Below are 17549 nucleotides of genomic sequence, written 5' to 3'. Positions count from 1 at the left end.
TTCTGTGAGGGCGGGACGGCGGTGGGGCCGTCTCGCAGTGGGGCTGTGCTGTCGATCGACGGGGGCTCATGGAGTGGGGTGGCGGGGGCCGTGGCCCGGGGGCGGGGTGAGGGTGGAGGTGTAGTTCTCGCCGTCGACGAGGGGGTTTTCCAGGGTGAGGCCGGCGGCGGCCATGCGGTCGTACTCGGCGAGGATCAGTTCCTTGGTGCGGTACGTGCCGTACTTGGCCTCGTCCTTGCGGCGGACGATGGGGAAGGTGTCGAGGATGTAGTCCACGTCGTCGCGGCTGATGCTGTAGAGGTGGAAGAAGAGAGCGTCGAGTTCGGCGCGGCTTGTCCGGCGCCGGTCTTCGTCCCAGCGGAAGGGTGCCTTGCTGTCGCCGAAGTCTCGAGCGAATGGTGCCATGTCATGCGAGGTGAAGGTGAGTTCGAGAACCCTCGGTACGATGAACGTTTCGTGGCGGGCCATCATCTGTGGCGAAGGAATCGGCACTTGTTCCAGAATGTAGTCGGAAACGTGAAGACCGCCCTGCCTGAGTCGGAGGAGGAAGTCGACCATGAAGCTGTTAAAGGTGGCCAGCAGGAGCGCAGCCCCGGTGGCGGACTCGGGGAATCCGACGCGGAGCGTGAAATCTGTGGCCGTCCGGGGTCCGATGAACGCGATGAGGGTGCGTTCGTCGTTGTTGCGCGCCACGTCGGCCCATGCGAGGAGCCAGGGGTGGCGCCACAAGGAGGCCAATTTGGAATCTACTTCGTCCGTGGCGATGGATCGGCGACCGGAGTTGGTCCAGAAGGGATTTTTGATCTCTTCCTGGGTTGCGTACCGCGTTTTTTCGTTGCCTCCACCGGTATATGTAGCGAAGCGGTGATTGTAGGCGTGGGTGAGTTTAGATTCGAGCATGGGTAGATTTCCAGGTCTGGGGGTGTGCTCCCGCGGGCACAGGGAATCGACCTCGGGAAGGCCCATGTTGAAGAGACGACGGATGGTCAGCCTGTAGGGCCCCTTTGTGTTCAGGGGGCGCAGCGGGGCGAATTTGGCTGCCGCCAGCAGGGATATTTCGGCATCGCGGCGTGAGCGGAAAATGGGGCAGGTTCCCGTGTTCGGGCTGAGGAGAGAGATTTCGTCGGGAGTCAGGGTGAACGTCTTGTTCGCGTCGTCCAGTTCTGCCGGATCCTTTAGGAAGAAGGCGAAGCGTGTCTCTCGTTCTGCTGCCGCTCTTCCGGTGACGGACAGGACACTGAACTTGAATGACCGGTGCACATCGGGAAAGAGGGGTGCGGAGTTCTCGAAATCATAGAGTGTGGCTAGTGCCTTCGTCTGCACCAAGTCGTTGAAGAAGAACTGCGCCATCGCGTCCGTCGCGATTCCGGTGGGCAGGATCATACCCATGCGGGCGCCGGGTCCGATCAGCGCACGACCCTGCTCCGCAAAGAGGGGATCAGTCTTGATGCGGCCGCGTCCGCAGAGAGGGAACACGTTCGAGTTGTTCGCAAAGTTGCGGACGCCATCGATCTGACGCTTCGCCGATTCATACTCCTCGTACAGTCCGGCGTTCTCCGCGGGCAGAGCGGAGATCAGCTTTTTCCGTGCGGCTCCCGACGCTTCGGCGATGTGCAGGGCACGAGAGGAGAAGAATTCCTGCTCTTTCAGTTCCAGATGCTCCCACGGCGGATTCCCCAGCACACAGGAGAAGCCCCCAGCCCAGCCCACCGACGGATCAACGTCCCCGTCCGCAGCCTCCGAGACCGCGAACACCTCCGGGAACTCCAGGTGCCAGTGGAAGAACTTGTACTGCTGCGCGAGCCGGATGATCGCGTCGTTCGTGCTCACCGGGATACCCGCGCCCGCGCTCTGGAGGTCCCGGAAAACCCCTTCCGTCACCGGGGTCGGCGCGCCCTGGGTTTTGGGCCAGACGAAGGCGGCACACCAGGCGTCGCCGATGTGTAGCGCCCGGAGATAATCCGCCGACTGCTCCAGGTCACGGAAGCGGCTTGACTGGAGGCGGACGTCGCGCAGGGTGTTGGTCGGAGCCGCGGTGATGTCCCGCAGGCTGGCCGCGAAGGCCGCGTTGGAGACCCATATGCGCTCCTCCGTGTGGAAGCTCAACTGACCGCCGCGCTCTGTGGCGTTCCGCTTCTTGATGGCCGACGCAACCTTCTTGTCGTCGCCCTCGATCGGCTTGAACGCGTCGTCAGGTATGCCCTCGGCCAGCAGCGCCGGCGTGGCCCCGATCAGCGCGTTGCCGTGCTTGATGTGGGCGTCCAGGAAGCCCAGGGGCTTGCCCGGCTCCAGGGCCTCCAGCCACAGCGACACCTTGGCCAGCTCGACCGCCATCGGGTTGAGGTCCACGCCGTAGATGCACCGCGCGACCACCTCGTGCAGCGCGTGCCGCACCGCATCGATCGTCGGCTCGGGGTTCTGCTCACGCACCGCGGCCACGCGCTTGGCGATGCGCCGTGCTGCAGCTACCAGGAAGTGGCCGGACCCGCACGCCGGGTCGCACACCGTCAGGTTCAGCAGTTCCTCGACGATGGCCGGGCCCGGGTCGGGCTGGCCCGAGCGCGTCGCGCGGATCTCGCCGCGCTTCACCGCGTCGTCGATTACCGGGTCCAGCGCTGAGTCCAGCAGGCACTCGATCAGCGAGGACGGGGTGTAGTACGAACCCGTCGTCTTCCTCGCGTTGCCCGCCAGTTCGACGAGCTCGAAGGTGCGCTCGGTCGCGTCGTGCTTCGGGACCAGCTCCAGCAGGGATTCGTAGATCGAGCCCAGCTCCTCCGCGTCCAAGTGCCGGTAGTCCACCACCCGGTTGCGCTTGCTGCTGGTGTCCTTAACAATCGACAGCGCCCGCACCGCCTCCAGCAGCGGCTCGTTCGACAGGGACAGGCCGTGCAGGAGCTTGTCCGCCTCCGTGTCGTCGAAGATGCCGCCCAGGCCGGGCAGGCCCAGCTCCGGGAGACCGTCGTCGTTGCCCAGGCCCGACAGCACGAAGCGCAGGGCCTGGTAAAGGTCGCCGTGGGCCGTGCCGCGACGCCGCAGCGCGTGTCGGCGCAGGCGAGCCGAGGAGAAGTACGTGGCGTACCGCTCCTTCGCCGTCTCGTCCGCGGACGGGGACAGCAGGACTTCGCGGTCCTCGGCGACGAAGAGGAACAGCAGGCGGTAGACCAGGCGCAGGAGCGCGTAGTGGAAGGTCTTGACCTCCAGGGGCTCCCTCAGCTCCCGGTTGTCCTGGTGCTTCAAGAAACCCGTTCCCAGGGTCGTGATCGCCCGCTGGACGCCCTTCCTGAGCTGGTCCAGGGCACGCGTGCCCGACGCGATTGCCTCGGTGCGCCATTTCTCCAGCCAGCACGTCGACGGCGCCGCCCCCTCCGCCACCTCGAACCGCGACACGTGCAGCAGCCGGTACAGCAGCACGAACTCGCTGAACAGCTCGCCGTCGAAGATCGCCTCCAAGTCGAACTCGACGTACGACGCCGTGGCCAGCGCGCTGGAGTCGCGCAGCAGCCGTACCTGGCGGCCGTTGGTCAGGACGCCCCACAGGTGGGCCTCCATCCGGTTCAGGCACTCCTGGAGCATCGACTGCGGCGGGACCGTGCCCGCGCCGCCGGGGCGCTTGTCCAGGTTGGCGTTCCATGGTGCCTGGTGGACGAGCGCGTGCTGCCAGCGGTGCGAGACCTCGAACTGCTTCTCCGTGTCCGAGTCGGCCCGGACGCCCACCGTGCCGATCGGCGTCAGGCGGCCGAAGCCCAGCTCCCGCCACAGTGGCGCCAGCCAGTCGGCACCCGCGCGGCCCGTCGGGTCGCTGGCGGGCAGGCCCGTCTCCCGGTCCTCGGGCAAGTGCTTGCGCAGGTCGCGCCAGAGCGGCTTCAGGTACTCCCAGCTGCGCTCGGCCTCGTCCCGTACCGAGCGTGAGGACGGCAGGCCGTAGTCGGCGGGCTTCGAGCCGGGGACGTCCCTGCCCTCGGAGATGCGGACCAGCATGTCGGCCGGCAGCAGGCCGCCGACGGTGTGGACGGCGGTGAACACCTGGTTGCGGGTGGTGGCGGACATCAGGCGGACACTCCAGCGGGAACAGAGGCGGTCGCGGGCAGGTAGACGTACGTGCCGAGGATGTCGGCGGGCTTCTGGGCGGTGACCGACAGGCCCCGTACGATCTCGCCCGACGCGGCCCGCACCCGGCGGTGCGAGGCGTCCAGCTCGGCGGCCAGTTCATCGCCGTACGACTCCAGGTACGGGGTCACATCGCCCAGTTGCCCCAGGATGCGGGTCATCGTGCGCTCTCCGGATGCCGCGGCAGTGTTCTCCGTCGCCCGCGCCTCCAGCAGTTCCACTGCACGCTCCTGGGGCAGCCACACCGCGTTCCTCGGCGCGCCCTCGAAGGCCAGAAAACGGGCGTCCTCCGCCACCACCTGCTTCTCACCGTTCCGGGACGGCAACGTCAGGTGGAAGCGGTAGCGGACCAGCAGCAGCGTCGTACGCGTCGTCACGGCGTCCGTCGTCACCACGCCACACCGGCGGGCCGGGCGCGCGCCGTCCGCCTGCGTATCCAGCGCCGCGTTCAGCACGTGCGACGCCAGCGCGCCCACCACCGGGTCCGTGCGGACCAGCGCAGCCTCGCCCCGCGCCACCGCCGGACTCGACCGGAACGGGATCGGACGGTCACGCTCGACCGTCTCCGCTCCCACCACCGGCGCCAGCGCATCCCGCAGACCCACCGGCGTGCCTCCGACCTGGGCCGTGAAGTCCGCGCCGGAAGCACCGGAATCGCGCAGCACCGCGCCCAGCGCGTTCAGGGACTCCCGTACGAACGTGTCGACCTCACCCGCGCCACCCAGCGCCTCCCGAACGGCGGCGACCTCCCGGGCCACCTCCTCCGGGTGGATGGACCGCTGAGCGAACCGCGACCGGGACGCCTTCTCCCGGTCGGCCGCCGAGTTCCAGTCCTGCTCCAGGTCCGCGAAGCTCTGCTGGAAGGAGTCCGACCCGAACAGCGCCTCCTGCTCGCCCTGCCGGCCGCGCAGCAGCAGCCACTCCACGATCGCGTCCGTCACGCCCGTCGACATCTCGTCCGGCACGGAGACCGAGATGCCGAGGTCCTTCTTGATCTGGCGGTGCTTCTTGATCAGCACCTCCAGTACCTTGCCGTCGATACCGTTGTCGTCGCCGTACAGCGTGATGACGCGGACCTCGTCGCGCTTCTGCCCGTACCGGTCGACACGGCCCTCGCGCTGGTCGTGGCGGGTCGGGTTCCACGCCAGGTCGTAGTGGAGGACGGCGTCGAAGTGGTGCTGGAGGTTGACGCCTTCCGAGAGGCAGTCGGTGGCGATCAGGACGCGGCGTGCGGCGGCGTCCTCGCCGGCCTCCGCCGCCAGCTCCTCGATGCGGTCGATGCGCTGCTGCGGGGAGAGCGTGCCGGTGACCGCCTTGACCACCGTCTTCGCACCGAGCGGGCTGCGCTTCTTCGTCTCCGGGTCGTTGCCGAGCTGCTCGGCCAGGTACTCGGCGGTCGGGATGTAACGGCAGAAGACGATCGGGTTGTAGCCGTCGGCCAGCAGGGCCTTGAGATGCTTGATGAGCGCCTTCAGCTTCAGGTCCTGTGCCGGGCCCTCCAATGCCTGCGCTCGCTCCGCGAGTTCGGCCAGGCGCGAGCCCGCGTTCTCCTCCGTCTCCGCGCCCGGGGCCACGTCCATGCCCTCCAGCGCGTCACTGTCCGCCGAGTCGCTGGTCAGCGGGGCGCCGAGCCGGTCCGCCTCCTCCGCCGACGCGGCCACGGCCGCGGCGGAACGGGTCCGCAGCGTCTGTGCGGCCGCCCTCGGCGACGAGACCAGCGAGCGGAGCAGCGCGATCGCCGACCACCAGGCGATACGGGCCTCCCGCCGGCCCTGGCCGCCCGCCTCCTCCACGCGCTCACTCGCGTACGCGATCGCGTCGTCCAGCAGCGCCCGGTACTCGGGGGAGAGCTTGTACGTCTCGTCCTTGAAGTAGCGGTCGGACGGGAACGCCGTGCGCTCGGCGAGGGAGTCGTCGGCCAGGCCGTCCTCCTTGGTGAGGTACTGGCGTACGTCCGCCCGCTTGCGGGCCACGAAGTGCTGGGAGAGCAGCTTGCGGCCGGACTGCGAGTCCAGGTCGACGTGGGCGAGGTCCGGCTTGACCAGGCCCAGCAGGTTCCGGAACGCCGACTCCTTGCCGCTGTGCGGGGTCGCCGTCACCAGGAGCAGGTGCCGCTCCGTGTCCTCGGCGACGCGGCGCAGCAGCTCGTAGCGCAGCTGGTTCTGCGTGCTCGCCTTCGTGTCGTCGGCGGCCACGCACGTGTGCGCCTCGTCGACGATCACCAGGTCGGGGCAGTGGCGTACGAAGTCGTCGCGGTGGCGGGTGGACTTGATGAAGTCCGTCGACACGATCACGTGCGGGTACCTGTCGAACAGGGACTGGCCCAGGTCCAGGCCGCGCTCCAGGCGGGAGACCGTCGACGACAGGACCAGCTCCGCGTCGATGCCGAACTTCGTGCGCAGCTCCTGCTGCCACTGCTCGGCCAGCGCGGGGGAGCAGAGGATCGCCAGGCCGGTCGCCTCGCCCTGGGCGAGCAGCTCGCTCGCGATCAGGCCCGCCTCCACCGTCTTGCCGATGCCGACGTCGTCGGAGATCAGCATGCGGACCGTCTTCTGCCGCAGGGCCATCAGCAGCGGGACGAGCTGGTACGCGCGCGGCTCCACCGCGATCCCCGCCAGGGAGCGGAACGGGCCCGCGCCCGAGCGGAAGCCGACGCGCAGCGCGGTGCGCAGCAGGCCGGCCGCCCGCTGGTCGCCGAGGTCGCCGGGCTCCGGCGGCGCGAACTCGGCGCCCTTCACCGTCTCGAAGGCCGGGAACACCGCCGCGATGTCGTCGTCCGAGCCGCCCAGCGGGCGCAGCACCAGCAGGTCGGGCTCGCTCTCCGGGAGCACGACCCATTCCCGGCCGCGTGCGGTGACCAGGGAGCCTGCGGAGTACGTGAGTGCCATGTCAGTCGTCAGATCCTCGGAAGGTGGCGGAGCGGCGGTCAGTTGGCGGTGGGCGAGCCGAAGCAGTCGGCGTAGGACCCGGCGAGCGCGTCCCAGTCGCCGCCGGGGTGGAAGCGGACGTACTCCCAGCCGGCGTCGAGAAGGCGTTCCTCGGCGTCCTCGTCGCGCAGGGCGGTCCGCTCCGTGTCGGGCAGGTCGACGAAGACGGCCAGGCGCAGGCCCGGTTGCCGGTAGACGTAGTCGGGTGAGGCGTTGGCCTCGGTGAGGAAGGTGCCCGTCTCCGTCGGCAGGTTCAGGCCCTTCGCCTTCACCCAGCCCAGGAAGTCGCCCTGCTCCGCCAGCTCCGCCGCTGCCGAGGCCTCCACCACTGTCGGCTCGGCCGGCGACGCGGTGGTCTGGGCGACCAGCCGGCGGTACTGCTCCGACCGCGACTCCCCACGCGCCTCACGTGTCGCCGTCGCCGACGCGAAGCGGACCAGGAGCGCGGCCACCGTGTGGCGGTTGATCCGGGCGTGGTCGAGCTGGTTGCCGTACGTCAGCAGGCACTCGTAGCAGCCGAGGGCGCAGGCGCGGTCGCCGCGGTGGGCCTCGCCGCCCTCGTCCGTGCCGTCGGCGGCGAAGTGGCAGATCTCCAGGGCGCGGCGGGCCGCCTTGGCCACGGCGTCGTTCTCCGCCTGGAGGCGGCGCAGGACGCCCGCGCCGCCCTCCGCGGCCTCCATGAACAGCATGCGGCGGCGCGGGCCGTCGTCCGGCGGGAGCAGCTCGGCCGTCAGCTCGGCGTCCTCCAGCTCGAACGCCGCCTCGATGCCCCGCTCCAGCGCGTACATCAGCGTCAGCGCGACCGGCTCGGGCAGCGCCTCGTCGAGGGTGACGACGAGGATGTTGCGGCGGTCCTCCACGAACGGGATGACCCGCTTCTTGCGGCGCCGCTCGTTGCCGTCCGAGTCGATGACCGGCAGCTCGCTGGAGTCACCGGAGGCCTCCGAAGCGTCCTTGTCGTTCATCCAGCGGCCGTCGGCCAGGTCGAGCCAGTAGCCCTGCGGCTCGTCCTTCTTGGCGCGCACCCGGCCGGTGTTGGTGATGCGGACGGTCGCGGAGTCCCCGTAGGCGATCTCGGCGAGCTGCCCGCCCGCCGCGTCGGCGACCGTGGCGTTGAGGCGGCCCTTGCGCGCGCCGTGGTCGTGGAAGCGGTACGACGTCTCCAGCCTGAAGCCGGCGCGGCGCCGCTCCTCCTCGTCCGAGGAGATCCGCTCGCGGCGGGTGGTGTACACCGTGTGCAGGTGGAGGAGGCCGTACGTCGCCGAGCTCAGCGGTTCGTCGCAGAAGCCGCAGCGGTCCTCGCGCTCCTTCGGGTCGTGGTGGTAGCCGCAGTGGGCGCAGCGGCGGGCCTCGCCCGTCGTCAGTTCGCCGGAGGAGTCCGGCGGCAGCTGGATGCGGGTGACCTGGTAGCGGGCGCCCTCGTGGTAGATGAGCGAGCCGGGGCCGAACTCGCGGATGGCGAGGAAACGGGGCCGCTGGAGGTAGTCGCCGTCGCCGCGGCGGCGGCCGATCGTCGGGATGTACGCGGCCAGCGGCAGGCGCGGGAAGCTGTAGCCGGGCAGGAAGCCCTCGGAGGCCAGGTAGCGGTACGGGTTGAAGTCCGAGAGGACCGACTTGCTGTCGACGCTCTCGTTCATCAGCAGGTTCAGCTGTGTCTCCGCCTCGCGGCGCCGCGAGTTGGCGCGGTTGCGGTCGCCCTCCGTGAGGCTGTAGTCCAGACGGCGCTTGTTCTGCACGTACTGGTCGTCGAGCGCGGCGCGGAACAGGCTGCGCCAGCGGTCGAAGGCGTGGTCGAAGCGCTCGGGGACCGTGCGCACCTTGTCCTGGATCCAGTCGTCGTGCCACCAGGTGGTGTCGACGAAGTCGGGGAGGAGCGGGCCGAGGACGCGCAGGGCCGCGTCGACCGTGCGGCGCTGGGCTCCGTCGTCGTACGAGGCGGCCTGGATCTCGGGGAGCAGTTCCAGGGCCGGGTCGGGTCGGTCGCCGGTGTCCGGGTGGGAGACGTCCAGCACTTCGGGGATGGCGCGGCCGAGGCGCAGGCCCGCCTCGGCGATCCAGATGCCCTGGAGGTGGGAGAGGACCAGGTCCTCGTTGGCGAGGTCCAGGCGGGGCGGGGCGACCGCGCCCGCGACCATGCGGTGCGAGCGGCGGAAGTAGTACTGGTCGTGGCTGTTGCCCGTCGCGCAGTACGTCGTGACCAGCGCGGGCTGGCCGCTGCGGCCGGCGCGGCCGGAACGCTGGGCGTAGTTGGCGGGTGTCGGCGGCACGTTGCGCATCATCACCGCGTTCAGCGAGGAGATGTCGACGCCCAGCTCCATCGTGGGGGAGCAGTACAGGAGCTTCAGTTCGGCCTTGCGGAAGGCCTCCTCGCGCTTCTCCCGGTCCTCCGGTGCGACCTGCGCGGTGTGCTCGCGGGCGAACAGGCCGGACAGCGCGTCGGCGGTCTCCCGGTACAGCTTGAGGAAGAAGGTGTTGATGCGGGGGCCGTCGCCGCTCTGGTAGGTGCGGGTGAGCGGGTCGTGGGCGCCCGACTCGCCCTTGCCGGCCCGCCAGACGAGGGACTGGGCCGCCACCCGGTAACCGGTCGTCGCCGGGCCGGAAGCGCGCCGGTAGCGGCCCGGACGCTGCGGGGCGGTCTCGACCTCCTTCACCAGGCCCGCCTTGGTGAGGACCGTCAGCAGCTGCGCGATGATCAGCTGGAGGTCGTCCTGGTCCAGCTCCGCGAAGGCACCGTCCGCACGCCTCAGGTACTTGCCGTACTTGCCGCGCGCCGACAGGAAGAGGCTGGAGCGGTCGGCGCCCGGGCGGGACGGGTGCGGGTACGCCGTGCCGACCCGCGGCTTGTCACCGGAGGACAGCACCCACGGGTCCACCAGGCGCTCCTCGGTGGCGCGTTGCAGCGACTCGAAGGTGTCGTCGCGGAAGTACGATACGTCGATCGCCAGCGAGCGGCGCATCTCGTTGAGCAACGCCTTGACGATTTCGGCGCGCAGCGCCGGGTCGGCGTCCCGCAGCGCCGGGTGGCTCGTCTCCCAGCGGTCCTGCTTGCCGGCCACCCAGTGCAGGTCCTCGTAGTCGATCTCCAGCAGGCCCGTCTGCTCCAGGTTGGGCATGGTGATGCGCCAGCCGCGCTCCAGGTCCAGGTAGAGCCGGAAGGCGACCACGTCGCGCAGCGTGCGGGCCGCGTTGCGGGCCAGGCCGGGGGAGAGCTCCGTGTCGCCGGTGTAGTCGGCGGGGGCGAGCGCGAGGGCGTTCGTGACGGCGGAGGCGAGCTCCTCGTGGTGCAGGCCGTCGTCGCCCGCGTCCAGTGCCGCCCGGTACAGCGCCCCGCGCAACTGGGTGATCTGCACGAAGTCGTTGAAGTGGCCGGCCTGGAGGGAGGCGTCCTGCCGGTTGTCGACGAAGGTGAGGAGCTTGCGTGCCTCCTTGTCCAGGGCCTCCTCCGGCACCGACTTCAGCGACCGCACGATCGAGGCCGAGACCAGGGAGGTCGCCGAGGACCGGCCCTCCTGGTCCAGTGTGGCGAGCTTGGCGAAGTCCTTGCCGCGCGTCTGCTCGTACGCCACCCCGCAGTGCAGGCAGAAGAGGAAGGGGGACGGGACGAACGCGGCCTTGAGGCCGCTCTGACCCGCCTGGAGCTCCCGGCCGTACGGGTCCACGGTGACCGCGCGCGGTACCCGGTCGCGGTAGGTGCGCTTGACGACCTCCTGACCTCGGTCGTCCACCTCGAGCCAGGACTCGGGCAGTCGGCGGTCGTCGACGGCGTACTGCACGTTCGACGGCCACTCCCGCTCGTGGTCGACGTAGAGGTAGCCGTCGCCCTGCCGGCCGCCGGTGGCCGAGGTGTCGCGACGGGCCTCGTAGCGGACCGCGCCGTCCTGCTCGGTGCGCCACACCGTCAGGTACTCCTGGCCGCACTCCCGGCAGAAGGCCAGCGGCATCAGCAACTTGCCGCCACTGCCGGGCTGTTCGAGCTGGTAGGAACGGGTGAGGTGGCGGGAGGGCTTGTCCTCCAGGGTGACGTACACGGTGTCACCCTTGGAGAGGAACTGGTGCAGCCGGAACGCGAACAGCGGGCGTTCGGTCACCGGGTGGAGGGCCTGTGAACCGGCCTCGAGCGTGGCGCGGATGGCGGCGACGCAGTCGCTCTCGGGCACGCCCGACCGCTCGCTCAGCTCCTTCGCCGCGATCTCGATCTTGGCCGGCCGCTGCCGCACCAGGCGGCCCGACTCCTTGTCCTCGACCAGACCGAAACGGCCCTCGATCCAGCGGGCCAGCGGGTCGCGGACGAGGTCGTCGTACGCGCGCGGGGCGGCCGGGGAGGTGAGGCGCTCGGCCGGCACGGTCTCCGGCACGTCCCCGGTGGCGCGGACCAGGGTCTCGCCGATGACGTGTTCGGGGCGTACCCGCGTGCCGAACAGGGTGCTCGCCACCTCGGCGACCACCTGGCGCTGGTCCTCCAGTGTGCCCTCGGTCGACATGGTCGCCGAGGTGCCGATGCACTGCAGGTCCGCCGCCTGGCAGGCCTCGCGGACGCGGCGGATGAGCAGGGCCACGTCGGCGCCCTGACGGCCGCGGTAGGTGTGGAGCTCGTCGAAGACGAGGTACTCCAGGCCCCGTGCCATCCGGATCAGGCTCGCCCGGTCGGCGGGGCGGGTGAGCATCAGCTCCAGCATCACGTAGTTGGTGAGCAGGATGTCCGGCGGGTTGTCGCGGATCTCCCGGCGCTTCTCGTCGTCCTCTTGGCCCGTGTAGCGGGCGAAGGTGACCGGCTCCCTGCCGGCGCCGTACCCGTCGCGCAGGTACTTCTCCAGCTCGCGCAACTGGCTGTTGGCGAGCGCGTTCATCGGGTAGACGATGATCGCCCGCACGCGCCCCGGGGCGTCGGGGCCCTCCTCGTCCCGCTCGCGCAGCACCTTGTCGACGATCGGGACGATGTAGGAGAGCGACTTGCCCGAGCCGGTGCCGGTCGTCAGGACGTACGAGGCTCCCGAGGCGGCCGCGTCGATGGCGTCGCGCTGGTGGCGGTGGAGGGTGAGGGGGCGTCCGTCGCAGACCGTGCCTCCCTCGGTCTTCTTCGCCTGGAAGATGCGGGCGCACTCGGCGTGCAGCACCTTCTCCTGGGCGAGTTCGACCACGGTGCCGCCGCCCTGGAAGAACGGGTTGAGCGACAGCCAGGGGTCGGGCCACTGCGACTTGCCGTCGAGGTCCTTCTCCACGAAGCCGGCGATGCGGTCGTCACGGATGACGGTGCCGCCCTCGGTGAAGGAGCGGTAGTCCTTGATGAGTGCCTTGTGGACGCCGAAGACGTCCATGACCGCGCCGGGGGACGCCGGCTGCGCGGTGGCCTCCTCCGGGTCGGCCGGGGCCGCGGACGCCGGGGCCGGCGCGGCCTCGCGCAGGGGCGCCGTCGGGTCGAGCGCGCTCCAGTGCGGCAGCAGGCCCTCGGCCTCGGACACGGCGAGCGGCAGCAGCGCGTCCCGCACGGTCACCGCGTCGGCGGGGCGGTCGGCGGGGTCCTTGGCCAGCAGGCGCTCCACGAGCCGGGCGAGTTCCACGGGGATCTCGGCGCGGATCACCCGGACGGGAGCGGGCTGCTGGTTGACGTGCCGGTCGGCCAGCTCGTACGCGGACTCGCTGGCGAACGGCGGAACACCGACCAGCATCTCGTACAGCACGCAGCCCAGGGCGTAGAGGTCGGCGGCCTGCGTCACCTGCTTGGCCAGGCACTGCTCGGGCGCCATGTAGCGGGCGGTGCCCACGCTGACGCCGGTGCTGGTCAGCCGGGTCTGGTCCGGGTCGTCGACGATGCTGCCCATGCCGAAGTCCAGGACCTTGACCGTGCCGCCCTGCGTGAGCATCACGTTGGCGGGCTTCAGGTCGCGGTGCACGATGCCCGCGGCGTGCGCGGTGGCGAGCCCGGCGGCGATCTGGGCGCCGATGGCCGCGGCCCAGGAGACCGGCAACTGCGCCTCCTCCTCGACGAGGTCGCGCAGGGTCTCGCCGTCCAGGAACTCCATGGCCAGGTAGGGCAGGCCCCCGGGGGTGCCGGGGTCCTCGTCGATGCCGCCGGCCACCAGCCGGGTGAGGTTGGGATGCAGCAGCCGGCGCATGATCCGCACCTCGCGGTTGAACCGCTGCACGGCCTTCGCGTCCCCGCCGGTGTCGATCTGCGTGCCGGTGCGGCGGCGCAGGATCGTCTTGACGGCGACGGTGCGCTCCGACGACCCCTCCGGGGCGTGCAGGTCCTCCGCCTGGTGGACCTCCCCCATGTTGCCCCTGCCGATGACGCGTCCGACGCGGAATCTGCCGTCGACCAGCCCGTGGCTCACTGCCGCTCCTTCGCCCCTCGCCCGCGTTCCCGCGCCGCGTGATCGCGCGGATCCACTGGAACGCCCCAAGATCTGGCGACGCCCCCGTTCACTGTGGCAGAGAGCCGAGTGCGCCAGCGCCCACCGTACACGAACTGCCCCGCGTGCGACAGGAGTTCCTCTGTTGACATCATCAACGCATTGAGTCTAGCGTTCCATGTGAAAGGTTGGGGGGTGCACGCAATGACTCAGCCGGTTGCCGCCGGGAACGGGTCGTCCGGCCTGCGCGCGGCCGTCGCGGAGCTGCTCGTGCGGCTCCGGCACGCGGCCGTGGACGGAGTCGTCCCGGAACTCGTCTTCGACGAGAACGTACGGACGCTCGCGCTGGGGGACGGCGAGCGGGAGCGGTTGCGTCACGAGCTGGCCCGGCTGGGGCTGCCCGTGCAGGACTTGCACGTGCACACAGAAGGCGACGGCCGAGACCGTGAAAAGGTTGCACACGATCGTGGAGAGAACGTGATTCCCCGGCTGCGCCCTGTGCGGAACCTGCTCGCCCGGTACGCGGACGCCGACGGCTATGTCACCTCCCGTGTCCTGGACGGTGTGGTCCGGCTTGCCGGGCTCGACGCGCGCGAGGCGGCGCAGCTGCGCGAAGGGGTACTGGTGCGGGGCCCGGAGGGGGCGCCGGGTGAGGTGGCGTCCAGCGGGGGCGGGCAGGGGGAGTCCATACCGTCCGGCACGTCGGCGGACTTGTCGCCGGACGCGGCCGCTTCCGTCGATCCGGATCCGCGGGAGGCGCAGGACCCGCAGGAGGCGCAGGACCCGCAGGAGACGGGAGACGGCCTCGCGGTGGACGCGACGCCTGCCGACCTCGCCGCAGCGCTGGCCGCCGCCCACGCCGTACTCGAAGTCGACCGGCGCGAGCGACGCCCGGGCAGCCGGCTGCTGAGTGCGCAGGCCGAGGTGGGACTGGCCGTCATGGTGCGGGGCGGGGCGGAGGAGATCGCGCGCGAACCGGACGAGGAAGAACTGAAGGCGTTGCCGCCCGACGACCTCAGGATCAGAGCCCGTGACTGCCTTGTCGTGCATAATCAGCGGCTCGTGCGTTCCCTGGTCCGGCCGTACCTGGAACAGGGCCTCGACTACGACGACCTGCTCCAGCACGGCTTTCTCGGTCTGCTGAGGGCCGCCCGCAAGTTCGACCCCACCAAGGGGTTCAAGTTCTCCACCTACGCCACCTGGTGGATCCGGCAGGCCATCACCCGGGCCATCGCCGACGAGGGCGCGCTGATCCGGATCCCGGTCCACATGCACGAGCAGATGCGCAAGGTGGCCCGGGCGGAACGGAACCTGGCGGGTCAGGGCCGCCCGGCGACCGCTGCCGACGTGGCGGTGGCGTGCGACATGACCCTGCAGAAGGTGGAGGAGATCCGTCGCCTCACGCGCCGTACCGACTCCCTCGACCGCGTCATCGGCGACGGCGCGACCCTGGCGGACTTCGTGGCGCAGACACACCTCCTGCCGTCGGTCGACACGCAGGTGATCGGTGCCGTGCACGTCGCGGAGCTCCTGGCGGTGGTGGACACGTTCACCGAGCGGGAGGCGCGCATCCTCGTGCGGCGGCTCGGGCTGGACGGGGACGAACCCTCGACGCTGGACGATCTCGGACGCGAGTTCGGCGTCACGCGGGAACGCATCCGGCAGATCGAGGCCAAGGTGCGGCCCGTGTTGCGGGAGCGGGTGCGCACGGCGGGCCTCGTCGGCCTGGACGCCGTGTGCGAGAAGGCCGAGCATGCGGCGGAGCAGGCGGCCGAGGCCAAGAGGGCGGAGCGGTTCGCCCGCGCCACCCATGCGGCCCGGACCGCCCGGGCCCGGCTCGCACTCCGCAAGGCCAGGGCCGAGCGCCTCGCCCGGGCCACCTGGGAGCAGGAGCAGCAGCAGGAGCAGGAGAACGGGCAGGTGGCTGCGGCTTCGGTGCGGACCGCGGTGGCGGGGGAGCGGGAGGAAAACGGTGACGCGCCGATCGCCGACGCCGTAGCGGAGCCGGAGCCCGCGGGGACGGACATCTCCGGGGACAGCGCACTGGACGAGGCGGCCGTGGACGTCGGCGAGACCGTTGACACCGGGGCTTCGAACGTGGTCGCCGCCGACTGGGAGCACGCCCGTCGGCTGGCGCGAGCACCCGTTGACCAGATCTCGTGGCTCGTGGAATACACGCGGACAGCGGTCGGGGACGCCGGTCTTGCCGTGTTGTCGGGGCAGCCGGCCACCGATGCGGTGGCGCGGCACGTCCGGGACGGCGCGCCGCTCCCGCGGCCGGTGCTGACGGCACTGGAAGTGCTGCGACGCGTCTTCGACGCGGTAGCGGTGGTCGAGCGGCGGCCGGAGGACTTCCTGGACCGTCCGGCCGAGGCGCTGCGCGGGGCGACACCCCGCGCGTACCTCGCGGACAGCCCTCTGGTGAACGGCGAGTCGCGACTGGCCGTGCGCGATGCCCTGCGGGAGTTCCTCGCCGCCGCCACTCCGGGTGCGGAGCCGGAGGCCTCGACGGAAGGCCGGGAGGCGGAGACCTCGACGGAAGGCCGGGAGCCGGAGCGGAAGGCGGCGGGCCTGGCCGAGGACCGGACACTGGGGCAGGGGCAGGGGCAGGGGCAGGGGCAGGGGCAGGGGCAGGAGCAGGAGCAGGAGCAGGAGCAGGAGTCGGAGTCGGAGCCGGAGCCGGAGTCGGAAGCGCCGGACACGGAACGTCCGGCCGGGACGGCGCCGCAGACCACCGCCGACTGGGACAAGGCCCGGACGCTGACGCAGCCGCCCATGGGCGGGGGAGTGGCCTGGCTCGCCGAGTACGCGCTGCTGGCCCTGGGACACCTGCAACTGTCGGTGCTGCTCGGATCGTCCGTCACGGATGCCGTGGTGCGGGCCGCCCGGCAGCGCGGGATGCTTGACCGTCCCGTGGTCGAGGCCCTCGAAGTGCTCAAGGAGGTCTTCGACACCGTCAAGCGCTGGGAACTGCGGCCCGAGCACTTCTTCGAGCGGCCCGCCGACGCGCTGGCCGGGGCGACACCTCGGGCGTACCTTGCCACGACGCCCCTGGTGCGCGCCGCCTCGCGCCTCGTCGTCCGTGACGCCCTGCGGGAGTTCGTCGCGGCACGCCCGGTGCGGAAGGAGCCCACGCCCGCCAGGGCGAGCAGCGGCGAGGGTGTCAGTACGTCCGAGGGCAGCACGGCCGGCGCAGAGGGTGAGCCGCTGACACCGGTCTCCGTGGAGGCCGCTCCGGTCGAGCAGCCGCCGGTCGTCGCAGCCGAGCAGCCGCCGGTCGTCGACGCCGAGGAACTGCTCGCCGCGGCGCGGGCCCGACACGAGGCGGAACTCGCCCTGCTGGCACGGGAGCACGAGCGCCGACTGAGCGAGGTGCGCGGCGCCGCCGACGAGCGGGTCGCGGCCGTCCGGGCGGAGGCCGAGCGCCGGCTCGACACGCTCGAAGCGGAGCTGCTGCACCGTACGGACCGGGCCCTGGACCGGCGCGAGAGGCATGTCCGGCACCAGGCCGAGGAGCACCTCGCGCACCTCAAGGAACAGCACCGCGAGGCGTACGCGGCGTTGCTGCGCAGGGCCGAACGCGCCGAGGAGGCCGGCCTGCGGACGACCGCCGCCGAGGAGCGGGCGCACGAGCTGGAGCAGAGGCTGTACGAGTACCGCGAGGGCTCCGAGGCCCGCATCGCAGAACTGGAGTCACGGCTGAGGGCGGCTCAGGCGGCCGCCGCCGACCGCGAAAGTGCCGCCGAGGAGCGCGTCGCCGAGCTGGAGGCCAGGGTGCGCACGGCGGAGGAAGCCGCCGCCGAGCGGGAGCGGGCCGCGGCGTCGGCCCGGGAGGAGTACCGCCAGGGTGTGCGGGTGCGGGTCGCCGAGATGGAGGCACGGCTGCGGGAGGCCGAGGCCGCCGTCGCCCAGCGGGACCTGTTCGTCGAGGCGGCCCGCCGAAGCGCCGAGGAGACCGAGCAGCAGGCGGCACAGCGCATCGCGCGGAGCGAGCACAACGCCTGGCTCCGCATCACCGATCTGCAGACGCGGCTCAGCGCCGTCCAGGCGGAACTGGCCGCAGCGCAGGAAGCGGCGGCCGCACAGAGCCGCACCTCCCTCCGGGACCGCTGGCGCCGCTCATGAGTCACGCGTCCGCCGCACCCGCCAGTCCGTCCGAGTACGT

Annotated in this window: 4 protein-coding genes; 1 reads left to right on the top strand and 3 read right to left on the bottom strand. The window is 71.1% G+C overall.

The window, feature by feature from the left end; genetic code table 11:
• Nucleotides 1-66: 66 nt before the first annotated feature.
• Genes ACP4J0_RS05085 through ACP4J0_RS05075 form a run of 3 tightly spaced genes read right to left on the bottom strand, consistent with a single transcriptional unit; the run spans nt 67 to nt 13366 of the window.
• Nucleotides 67-4047, bottom strand: a complete 3981-nt coding sequence (locus tag ACP4J0_RS05085) for an Eco57I restriction-modification methylase domain-containing protein (protein WP_426597375.1) — start codon at nt 4045-4047, stop codon at nt 67-69.
• Nucleotides 4047-6995, bottom strand: coding sequence for a helicase-related protein (locus tag ACP4J0_RS05080; RefSeq protein ID WP_426597374.1), 2949 nt, complete (start codon nt 6993-6995; stop codon nt 4047-4049). The genes ACP4J0_RS05085 and ACP4J0_RS05080 overlap by 1 nt, the downstream gene beginning before the upstream one ends.
• 38 nt (nt 6996-7033) lie before the next feature.
• Nucleotides 7034-13366, bottom strand: a complete 6333-nt coding sequence (locus ACP4J0_RS05075; RefSeq protein ID WP_426597373.1) for a protein kinase domain-containing protein — start codon at nt 13364-13366, stop codon at nt 7034-7036.
• A 222-nt stretch (nt 13367-13588) separates the two neighbouring features.
• On the opposite strand from ACP4J0_RS05075, the gene ACP4J0_RS05070 reads away from it, so the two are divergent.
• Entirely contained in the window at nt 13589-17509 is a 3921-nt protein-coding gene (locus tag ACP4J0_RS05070) for a sigma-70 family RNA polymerase sigma factor (RefSeq protein WP_426597372.1), read from the top strand.
• Nucleotides 17510-17549: the final 40 nt, after the last annotated feature.

It is taken from the genome of Streptomyces sp. WG7 (assembly GCF_049975785.1).
Classification (GTDB): domain Bacteria; phylum Actinomycetota; class Actinomycetes; order Streptomycetales; family Streptomycetaceae; genus Streptomyces.
This window is presented reverse-complemented; position numbering and strand designations above follow the sequence as displayed.

Coding starts and splice junctions, on each gene's coding strand:
- ACP4J0_RS05070 (WP_426597372.1), top strand. CDS start 13,589: ATGACTCAGCCGGTTGCCGCCGGGAACGGGTCGTCCGGCCTGCGCGCG.
- ACP4J0_RS05085 (WP_426597375.1), bottom strand. CDS start 4,047: ATGTCCGCCACCACCCGCAACCAGGTGTTCACCGCCGTCCACACCGTC.
- ACP4J0_RS05080 (WP_426597374.1), bottom strand. CDS start 6,995: ATGGCACTCACGTACTCCGCAGGCTCCCTGGTCACCGCACGCGGCCGG.